The 9560-nt window shown below is 61.1% G+C and carries 8 protein-coding genes; 6 read left to right on the forward strand and 2 right to left on the reverse strand.

Features of this window, described 5'->3' with window-relative positions; genetic code table 11:
• The first annotated feature begins 5 nt into the window (after positions 1-5).
• The 6 genes from odhB to ACE4QZ_RS10450 all read left to right on the forward strand — a co-directional run bounded on the left by odhB (position 6) and on the right by ACE4QZ_RS10450 (position 7768).
• Positions 6-1229, forward strand: a complete 1224-nt coding sequence (gene odhB / locus ACE4QZ_RS10425) for a 2-oxoglutarate dehydrogenase complex dihydrolipoyllysine-residue succinyltransferase (protein WP_021784849.1) — start codon at positions 6-8, stop codon at positions 1227-1229.
• A gap of 96 nt (positions 1230-1325) precedes the next feature.
• Positions 1326-2762: a dihydrolipoyl dehydrogenase gene (lpdA, locus tag ACE4QZ_RS10430; protein WP_021784850.1), complete on the forward strand. Its 1437-nt coding sequence runs from the start codon at positions 1326-1328 to the stop codon at positions 2760-2762.
• Between the two features lie 172 nt (positions 2763-2934).
• Entirely contained in the window at positions 2935-4101 is a 1167-nt protein-coding gene (sucC, locus tag ACE4QZ_RS10435; protein WP_003254205.1) for an ADP-forming succinate--CoA ligase subunit beta, read from the forward strand.
• On the forward strand, positions 4101-4985 hold the full coding sequence (gene sucD / locus ACE4QZ_RS10440) for a succinate--CoA ligase subunit alpha (protein WP_016393102.1): 885 nt from the start codon (positions 4101-4103) through the stop codon (positions 4983-4985). Before sucC ends, sucD begins: the two co-directional genes overlap by 1 nt.
• 484 nt (positions 4986-5469) lie before the next feature.
• Entirely contained in the window at positions 5470-6783 is a 1314-nt protein-coding gene (gene brnQ / locus ACE4QZ_RS10445; protein ID WP_021784851.1) for a branched-chain amino acid transport system II carrier protein, read from the forward strand.
• Between the two features lie 235 nt (positions 6784-7018).
• A complete protein-coding gene (locus ACE4QZ_RS10450; protein ID WP_021784852.1) occupies positions 7019-7768 on the forward strand; it encodes a DUF599 domain-containing protein in 750 nt (249 codons plus the stop codon).
• 27 nt (positions 7769-7795) lie between these two features.
• Here ACE4QZ_RS10450 and ACE4QZ_RS10455 read toward each other — a convergent pair whose 3' ends face one another.
• Together ACE4QZ_RS10455 and ACE4QZ_RS10460 are read right to left on the reverse strand one after the other, a co-directional pair.
• A complete protein-coding gene (locus ACE4QZ_RS10455) occupies positions 7796-8338 on the reverse strand; it encodes a hypothetical protein (RefSeq protein WP_021784853.1) in 543 nt (180 codons plus the stop codon).
• Positions 8335-9531 (reverse strand): PepSY-associated TM helix domain-containing protein, encoded by a 1197-nt coding sequence (locus tag ACE4QZ_RS10460; protein WP_021784854.1) that lies wholly within the window; start codon positions 9529-9531, stop codon positions 8335-8337. Before ACE4QZ_RS10460 ends, ACE4QZ_RS10455 begins: the two co-directional genes overlap by 4 nt.
• Positions 9532-9560 lie beyond the last annotated feature (29 nt).

A 9560-nucleotide genomic window follows, 5' to 3' on the forward strand; every position in this document is an offset into this window, starting at 1 on the left:
AGATAATGGCTATCGAGATCAAAGCCCCAACCTTCCCGGAATCGGTTGCCGACGGCACCGTTGCCACCTGGCACAAGAAGCCGGGCGAAGCCGTCAAGCGTGACGAGCTGATCGTCGACATCGAGACTGACAAGGTTGTCCTGGAAGTACTGGCTACTGCCGATGGCGTGCTGGGCGATATCGTCAAGGGCGAGGGCGACACCGTCCTGTCCGACGAACTGCTGGGTTCGATCGTTGAAGGCGGTGCTGCCGCAGCACCAGCCGCGGCAGCCGCTCCTGCTGCTGCTCCGGCCGCTGCTGCCGCTGACGCCGGTGAAGATGACCCGATTGCTGCCCCGGCCGCGCGCAAGCTGGCTGAAGAAAACGGCATCGACCTGGCTACCGTGGCAGGTACCGGCAAAGGCGGTCGCGTCACCAAGGAAGACGTGGTTGCTGCTGTTGCCAACAAGAAGTCGGCACCTGCCGCTGCACCGGCTGCCAAGCCTGCCGCTGCTGCCGCTGCCCCGGTTGTCGTCGCTGCTGGCGACCGTACCGAGAAGCGCGTGCCGATGACCCGCCTGCGTGCCAAGATCGCCGAGCGTCTGGTCGAAGCCCAGTCCAACATGGCGATGCTGACCACCTTCAACGAAGTGGACATGACCGAAGTCATGGCCCTGCGTTCGAAGTACAAGGACCTGTTCGAGAAGACCCACAATGGCGTGCGCCTGGGCTTCATGTCGTTCTTCGTCAAGGCTGCTACCGAAGCGCTGAAGCGCTTCCCGGCCGTGAACGCCTCGATCGACGGCAACGACATCGTCTACCACGGCTTCGCCGACGTCGGTGTTGCCGTGTCCAGCGACCGTGGCCTGGTGGTACCGGTGCTGCGTAACGCCGAGTCGATGAGCCTGGCTGAAATCGAGAACGGTATCGCTACCTTCGGCAAGAAGGCCCGTGACGGCAAACTGGCCATCGAAGAGATGACCGGTGGCACTTTCACCATCACCAACGGTGGCACCTTCGGTTCGATGATGTCGACCCCGATCGTCAACCCGCCGCAGGCCGCCATTCTCGGCATGCACAACATCATCCAGCGCCCGATGGCCATCAATGGCCAGGTCGTGATTCGCCCGATGATGTACCTGGCGCTGTCGTACGATCACCGCCTGATCGACGGCAAGGAAGCGGTAACCTTCCTGGTCACTATCAAGAACCTGCTGGAAGATCCGTCCCGCCTGCTGCTGGACATCTAATCGCGCAGCTGTAAGCTGCAAGCCGCAAGCTTCAAGCTGAAGCCTGCTGGTCTTGCGGCTTGCAGCTTGCCGCTTGAAGCTAAAAAGGAATCTTTTATGACCCAGAAATTCGACGTAGTGGTGATTGGTGCAGGTCCTGGCGGCTATGTGGCTGCCATCAAGGCTGCCCAACTTGGTCTGAAGACTGCCTGTATCGAGAAATACACCGACGCCGAGGGCAAACTGGCCCTGGGCGGCACCTGCCTGAACGTAGGTTGCATCCCTTCCAAGGCGCTGCTGGACAGCTCCTGGAAGTACAAGGAAGCCAAAGAAAGCTTCAACGTCCACGGTATCTCCACTGGCGAAGTGAAGATGGACGTCGCCGCGATGGTTGGCCGCAAGGCTGGCATCGTCAAGAACCTGACCGGTGGCGTTGCCACCCTGTTCAAGGCCAACGGCGTCACTTCGATCCAGGGCCACGGCAAGCTGCTGGCCGGCAAGAAGGTCGAAGTCACCAAGGCTGACGGCACCACCGAAATCATCGAAGCCGAGAACGTGATCCTGGCTTCCGGCTCGCGCCCGATCGACATTCCACCGGCTCCGGTCGATCAGAACGTCATCGTCGACTCCACCGGCGCCCTGGAATTCCAGGCCGTACCGAAGCGCCTCGGCGTTATCGGTGCAGGCGTGATCGGCCTGGAGCTGGGCTCGGTATGGGCTCGCCTGGGTGCTGAAGTCACCGTGCTGGAAGCCCTGGACACCTTCCTGATGGCTGCCGACACCGCCGTGTCGAAAGAAGCCCAGAAGACCCTGACCAAGCAAGGCCTGGACATCAAGCTGGGCGCTCGCGTCACCGGCTCGAAAGTCAACGGCAATGAAGTCGAAGTGACCTACACCAACGCCGAAGGCGAGCAGAAGATCACCTTCGACAAGCTGATTGTCGCAGTCGGCCGTCGCCCGGTGACCACCGATCTGCTGGCTTCCGACAGCGGCGTGACCATCGACGAGCGTGGTTACATCTTCGTCGACGATTACTGCGCTACCAGCGTTCCGGGCGTGTACGCCATCGGTGACGTGGTACGCGGCATGATGCTGGCCCACAAGGCTTCGGAAGAGGGCATCATGGTCGTCGAGCGCATCAAGGGCCACAAGGCCCAGATGAACTACGACCTGATCCCTTCGGTCATCTACACCCACCCGGAAATCGCGTGGGTCGGCAAGACCGAACAGGCCTTGAAGGCCGAGGGCGTTGAGGTTAACGTGGGCACCTTCCCGTTCGCGGCCAGCGGCCGTGCGATGGCTGCCAACGACACCGGTGGTTTCGTCAAGGTCATCGCCGATGCCAAGACCGACCGCGTTCTGGGTGTTCACGTGATTGGCCCATCGGCTGCCGAACTGGTGCAGCAGGGCGCAATCGCAATGGAATTCGGCACCAGTGCCGAGGATCTGGGCATGATGGTCTTCAGCCATCCAACCCTGTCCGAAGCGTTGCATGAAGCAGCGCTGGCGGTGAATGGCGGCGCCATTCACGTGGCCAACCGTAAGAAGCGTTAATTATAAGAAACCACGGCGGGCTGCCCGTCGTGAGTCTTGCGTGCATGACTCACCGCGGAAAGTCCGCCGGACCGGATCACATGGGATAACCCGGGGTCAACGGTCACAGGTGGTGCGGCGCCACTGATGGCGCAGCGCCGAAGCGCAGTACCTAACGAAGACGGTAAAAAGCATGAATCTTCACGAGTATCAGGGTAAGCAGCTGTTCGCTGAATACGGCCTGCCAGTTTCCAAGGGTTTCGCAGTCGATACCCCTGAGCAAGCTGCAGAAGCCTGCGACAAGATCGGCGGGAACGAGTGGGTTGTAAAAGCCCAGGTTCACGCGGGTGGTCGCGGTAAAGCGGGCGGCGTAAAGCTGGTTCGCAGCAAGGAAGACGCCAAGGCGTTTGCTGCACAGTGGTTGGGCAAGAATCTGGTTACCTACCAGACCGATGCCAACGGTCAACCCGTCTCCAAGATTCTGGTCGAATCCTGCACTGACATCGCCAAAGAGCTGTACCTGGGCGCTGTAGTCGATCGTTCGAGCCGCCGTATCGTGTTCATGGCTTCCACCGAAGGTGGCGTGGACATCGAGAAAGTCGCTCACGAAACGCCTGAGAAAATCCTCAAGGCCACCATCGACCCACTGGTCGGCGCTCAGCCGTTCCAGGGTCGCGAGCTGGCATTCCAGCTGGGCCTGGAAGGCAAGCAAGTTCAACAGTTTGCCAAGATCTTCGTTGGCCTGGCCAAGCTGTTCAAGGATCACGACCTGGCGCTGCTGGAAGTGAACCCGCTGGTGATCAAGGCCGATGGCGACCTGCACTGCCTCGATGCCAAGATCAACATCGACGCCAACGCCATGTACCGTCAGCCGAAGCTGAAAACCTTCCACGACCCGTCGCAGGACGATGCCCGTGAAGCCCACGCTGCCAAGTTCGAACTGAACTACGTTGCCCTTGAAGGCAACATCGGCTGCATGGTCAACGGTGCCGGCCTGGCCATGGGTACCATGGACATCGTCAACCTGCACGGCGGCAAGCCGGCCAACTTCCTTGACGTTGGCGGTGGTGCTACCAAAGAGCGCGTAACCGAAGCGTTCAAGATCATTCTGTCCGACAGCAATGTCGCGGCCGTTCTGGTCAACATCTTCGGCGGCATCGTTCGCTGCGACATGATTGCCGAAGGCATCATTGGTGCAGTGAAAGAAGTCGGCGTCAAAGTTCCGGTTGTCGTTCGCCTCGAAGGCAACAACGCCGAACTGGGCGCTAAAGTACTGGCAGAAAGCGGTTTGAACATCATTGCGGCAACCAGCCTGACCGACGCTGCTCAACAAGTTGTCAAAGCTGCGGAGGGCAAGTAATGAGCGTCCTGATCAATAAAGACACCAAAGTCATCTGCCAAGGCTTCACTGGCTCGCAGGGTACTTTCCACTCCGAACAGGCCATTGCCTACGGCACCAAGATGGTCGGCGGCGTAACCCCAGGCAAGGGTGGCACCACCCACCTGGGCCTGCCGGTGTTCAACACCGTCAAGGAAGCCGTGGAAGCTACCGGCGCTGATGCTTCGGTCATCTACGTACCGGCTCCGTTCTGCAAGGACTCGATCCTGGAAGCTGCCTTTGGCGGCATCAAGCTGATCGTCTGCATCACCGAAGGCATTCCTACCCTGGACATGCTGGATGCCAAGGTCAAGTGCGACGAGCTGGGCGTTACCCTGATCGGCCCTAACTGCCCAGGTGTCATCACCCCGGGCGAGTGCAAGATCGGCATCATGCCAGGTCACATCCACTTGCCAGGCAAGGTCGGTATCGTTTCGCGTTCCGGCACCCTGACCTACGAAGCTGTGAAGCAGACCACCGACGCCGGCTTCGGCCAGTCGACCTGTGTCGGCATCGGCGGTGACCCGATCCCGGGCTCCAACTTCATCGACATCCTGAAGCTGTTCCAGGAAGACCCGAAGACCGAAGCGATCGTCATGATCGGTGAGATCGGCGGTTCGGCTGAAGAAGAAGCTGCGGCCTACATCAAGGCCAACGTCACCAAGCCTGTCGTTTCCTACATCGCCGGTGTTACTGCACCTGCGGGCAAGCGCATGGGCCACGCTGGCGCCATCATCTCCGGCGGCAAGGGCACTGCGGACGAGAAGTTCGCCGCCCTGCAGGACGCGGGTGTGAAAACCGTGCGTTCCCTGGCTGACATCGGCAAGGCCCTGGCCGAGCTGACTGGCTGGGAAGCCAAGAAGTAATACTGCTACACCCCCCACGCGCACAAAGGCCACCTTCGGGTGGCCTTTGTCGTATGTGGGGTTTCTGTATGCCTATGCCGCCCTCTTCGTGGGTAAGCACGCCCCCTCAGAGAGATGACAATCCCTGCGGGGCTATGCAGTACCTGTGGGAGCGGGTTCACCCGCGAAGGGGCCGGTGCTGGCGATAGGGATTCTTCGATAGGTTTAATAGGAATTTTCACGCAGACGAATGTTTCAATCCGAGGATAATTCCTCCTGTCCTCGGTCGCACAGACGACAAACATGTACGCACATCGGACAAGCAGCACTGTGCCAGTGCGTTTGACTGACAAAACAGTTACATTACGCGTTCACTCTGTGCCCGTACCCCAAAAGGGAACGACACGCTAAACGGGTCTGGCCTATCAAGCCGGGCAGCATTTCCCCTCATCCAAAGGGAAATCCCCTCTCGAATCCCGATTTCAGCAGTGTGGTACTACCTTAAATGAAAGTTCTCAAAGGCCAGGATATCCTGGCGCTTGGCTTTATGACGTTTGCGCTTTTTGTGGGTGCAGGCAACATCATCTTCCCGCCTATTGTCGGTTTGCAGTCTGGCCCGCATGTATGGATGGCTGCACTGGGCTTCCTGGTGACTGCCGTCGGCCTGCCGGTCATCACCGTGGTCGCCCTGGCCAAGGTCGGTGGCGGCATGGACGCCCTGAGCAGCCCGATTGGCAAGTTCTTCGGTGGCTTGCTGGCGGCCGTGTGCTACCTGTCGGTAGGCCCGCTGTTCGCCACCCCGCGTACCGCGACCGTGTCGTTCGAAGTGGGTGTTGCGCCGCTGACCGGTGAGAGCCCGCTGGCGCTGTTCATCTACAGCCTGGTGTACTTCGCCGTGGTACTGGCGGTGTCCATGTACCCAGGCAAGCTGCTCGATACCGTAGGCCGCTTCCTGGCACCGTTGAAGATCATCGCCCTGGCGGTGCTGGGCATCGCTGCCTTCGCCCTGCCAGCCGGAACCATTGGTGACGCACAGCCGGCCTATGCCGCTGCCGCATTCTCCAAGGGCTTCTCCGACGGCTACCTGACCATGGATACCCTGGGTGCCCTGGTGTTCGGTATCGTCATCGTCAACGCCATCCGCTCGCGCGGGGTGGAGTCGCCGAAGCTGATCACCCGTTACGCCATCATCGCTGGCCTGATCGCCGGTGTCGGCCTGGCGCTGGTATATATCAGCCTGTTCCGCCTGGGTGCCACCAGCCACGATATCGCGGCTGACGCCACCAACGGTGCCGCGGTGCTGCATGCCTACGTACAGCACACCTTCGGCTCGCTGGGCAGCGGCTTCCTGGCCGTGCTGATCGCGCTGGCCTGCCTGGTAACCGCAGTTGGCCTGACCTGTGCCTGCGCCGAGTACTTCAGCCAGATTCTGCCGCTGTCGTACCGCGCACTGGTGGTGATCCTCGCCGGCTTCTCGCTGCTGATTTCCAACCTTGGCCTGACCAAGCTGATCATGTTCTCGATCCCGGTGCTCACCGCCATCTATCCACCGTGCATCGTGGTGGTCGGCCTGAGTTTCGTGAAAGACCTGTGGAACTCGCCAACGCGCATCCTGGCGCCCGTGATGCTGGTATCGCTGCTGTTCGGCATGGTCGATGCGATCAAGGGCAGCAGCCTTGCCCACGTGTTGCCGGACTTCATGGCGCACCTGCCATTGAGTGATGCCGGCATGGCCTGGCTGGTGCCTTCGGTGGTGACCCTGGCGGGTGCCGTGGCCTGCGACCGCATGCTCGGCAAGCCGCGCGAGGCGTTGGCCTGACCGCACAAGTCGAAGCCTGAGGGCGGCACCGGCCACAAGCCGAAGGGTGCGCGCCAAGGGTGAAAACAAGAGAGCCCCGTATCCGTAAGGATGCGGGGCTTTTCGTTGGTTGCCTGTTACAGTCTCTTCGCAGCAGGCCAGGCATTTTCCAGTGTGCAGGTGTGCCTTTTGCCGCTTGCCAGCGTCGAAATCCGGTCCCTATCCTTTAGGCACATGGCCCTTTCGGTAACCCTGCATGAACTTCATCCAAAGCAACCTCAACAACCTGCTGGCCATCGCCTGGTTCGCCCTGTGCTGGGGTGGCTATACCCGCTATGCGATCTGGAAGGGGCGCGACACCGCTTGCCTGGCCAGTGTGCTGCACCTGTACCGCGAAGACTGGATGCGCCGCATGCTGCTGCGCGACAACCGCATCGCCGATGCCAGCGTGATCGGTAATCTGGAGCGCAACGCCTCGTTCTTTGCCTCCAGCACCCTGATCATTCTGGCTGGCATCCTCACCGTGCTCGGTGCCTCCGACCGGGCTCTGTCGTTGCTGGCCGACCTGCCGCTGGTTCAGCAGACATCTCAGGGCATGTCGGAGATCAAGCTGCTGTGCCTGGCCATGGTATTTGTCTATGCCTTCTTCACGTTCAGCTGGTGCATGCGCCAATACAATTTTGCCGCTGTGCTGGTGGGGTCGGCGCCGATGATCGGCGAGCGGCTGGTCAACGAGCTGGAGCGAAAGGCGTTCGCCTCCCGCGCGGCGCGCGTGCTTTCACTGGCTGCCAACCAGTTCAACTTCGGCCTGCGCTCGTACTATTTCGGCATGGCCATGCTGACCTGGTTCATCAGCCCCTGGCTGTTCATGGTGGTGAGTGTGGGCGTGGTATTGATCCTGTACCGCCGTGAGTTCCATTCCGATGTACTGGATGTGATGGTCTTCACGCCCACTGAAAGTGCCCCCACGGACGCGGGAAAGGAAAGCGCCGCTGGCAACGCTTGAGCCGATCAGGGGGCGCCACCCGGTTGTCTAGCGGCTGCCAGCCTGCGTCTGCAGCCAGGCGACTGTCGCTGGCGAGGCCTGGCTCAGGGGAATCGAAGCCTGGTGCACGCTGCCATCCCAGCCCTCCATGGTGATCCACAGTTCAGCGTTGGGCCGGGTCTTGGTTGGAACCGGGACGGAAGCGCCCATGCTGTACGGTGAACCGAAGAAAATGCTCCCGGCCGCGCGCAGGCTGCGTGGCTTGCCCACCCGCAGGTAAGTGGCCTTCACTTCGCCGATACAGTGGTTGCACAGCGCCGCACTGAAACTCTTGAAATACCCGGCTGGGCCTTCCTGGCGGGGCGCCGCAGCACGGAATTCGGCCAGACGCAGGCTCCATGGGCCTACTGCGACCACACCCGCCTCACGCTCACCCAGCCCGGCTTCTCCTTTGAACAATGCCTGGTCGGCAAAATACCTGGGCATGAACCCCAAAGGGACGAGTATCAGCAGGATGTTCAGGTGAAAGCGCCATTTCAGCCACAGGCGGCGTGAGGCCGAAGGTGCGTCGGCGGTGGTGGCTCGGCTCATCGGGCGGTCTCCGGCAGGTGGGCGTCTTGCGCGGCGGTAGCCGTCGGTGCGCTGCGGGGTTTGCGTTTCAGTGCGGCTGCAGTGGCCTGTGCGGTGCGCTTGCTCCAGATCAACAGGCCGCTGAGCACCATCAAGGTCAGCACCAGGCCAAAAACGAACCAGATCATCTTGACCCACAGCCCGCCGAAGTCGCCAGTGTGCAACGGGCGCATGGATTCGGTGACGAACTCCAGTGAGGTGCGATCATCCAGGGTGTGCGAGGTGGCGACCACGCCTGTGTACGGGTTGATGCTGGCGCTCTGGAACATCAGCGGGTACCAGCCGCGGCCACGGATGTTGAAGGTGTCATAGGCATTGCCTGGCAGGCGCACGAAGGATGCCTCGAAGCCGGGGATCTGCGCCTTTACCGTTTCGATGGCATGCTCCAGGCTGACCAGCCGGGGCGCTTCGCCAGCCTGCAGCAGCGGTACGTCATCGCGGGCCACCACCGCGGGTACGTCGCGGCTTGAGATCGAGATGTGGTTGTCGGCCAGCAACGCCTGGATCAGGAACCAGGTGCCGGTGATCGCGATCACGGCAATGAACCAGATCGACCAGATACCGCTCAGGCGATGGAAGTCACCCCAGAAGATGCGGGCACCTTGGCGAAAGCGCAGGGTAGGTTTCAGAAAGCCTTTCCAGAAGCGCTTGTAGACGACCAGGCCGGTGACCAGCGAGGCAAGCATCGGCAAGCCCAGCAGCGAGACCAGGTACCACCCCCACGGGTAGCCGTTGCCGAAAGGTACCAGCCACCAGCCATGCAAGGCGCGGGTGAACTGGCGAAAGTCGAAGGAGGGGCTGATGCCCTGGATCTTGCCTGTATAGGGGTTCACGTAGAGGTTCTGGGTGGTGTTGTCCGGCTGCACCACCTGCACCTGCAGCGCAAAGTGCGACTCGTCCGGGCGCATGATGTATTGCACATCCAGCTCGGGGCGCGCTTCACGCAGGGCCTTGAGCACCTGGTCGTAGGTCAGCAGTGGCGCATCATCGCTCGGCTTCGCCGCGCGTATCTCCGGTTTGGCCAGCCACACCAGCTCCTGGCTGACCACTGCCAGGGTGCCGGTGAAGCAGACGATCAGCACGAAGAACCAGATGGGCAGGGCCAGCCAGCTGTGAACCAGGAACCAGAGTTTCGAGCGTGACTTTTTGGACATAGGGGCCGGTGCCTTGTGGTTTGGGTGGC

It is taken from the genome of Pseudomonas sp. DCA-1 (assembly GCF_046523955.1).
In the GTDB taxonomy this organism is placed as follows: domain Bacteria; phylum Pseudomonadota; class Gammaproteobacteria; order Pseudomonadales; family Pseudomonadaceae; genus Aquipseudomonas; species Aquipseudomonas putida_Y.

Bases quoted from the DNA above. Each gene is read 5' to 3' on its own strand.
- ACE4QZ_RS10450 (WP_021784852.1), top strand. From the start codon at position 7,019: ATGAACTTCATCCAAAGCAACCTCAACAACCTGCTGGCCATCGCCTGG.
- sucD (WP_016393102.1), top strand. From the start codon at position 4,101: ATGAGCGTCCTGATCAATAAAGACACCAAAGTCATCTGCCAAGGCTTC.
- brnQ (WP_021784851.1), top strand. From the start codon at position 5,470: ATGAAAGTTCTCAAAGGCCAGGATATCCTGGCGCTTGGCTTTATGACG.
- odhB (WP_021784849.1), top strand. From the start codon at position 6: ATGGCTATCGAGATCAAAGCCCCAACCTTCCCGGAATCGGTTGCCGAC.
- ACE4QZ_RS10460 (WP_021784854.1), bottom strand. From the start codon at position 9,531: ATGTCCAAAAAGTCACGCTCGAAACTCTGGTTCCTGGTTCACAGCTGG.
- sucC (WP_003254205.1), top strand. From the start codon at position 2,935: ATGAATCTTCACGAGTATCAGGGTAAGCAGCTGTTCGCTGAATACGGC.
- ACE4QZ_RS10455 (WP_021784853.1), bottom strand. From the start codon at position 8,338: ATGAGCCGAGCCACCACCGCCGACGCACCTTCGGCCTCACGCCGCCTG.
- lpdA (WP_021784850.1), top strand. From the start codon at position 1,326: ATGACCCAGAAATTCGACGTAGTGGTGATTGGTGCAGGTCCTGGCGGC.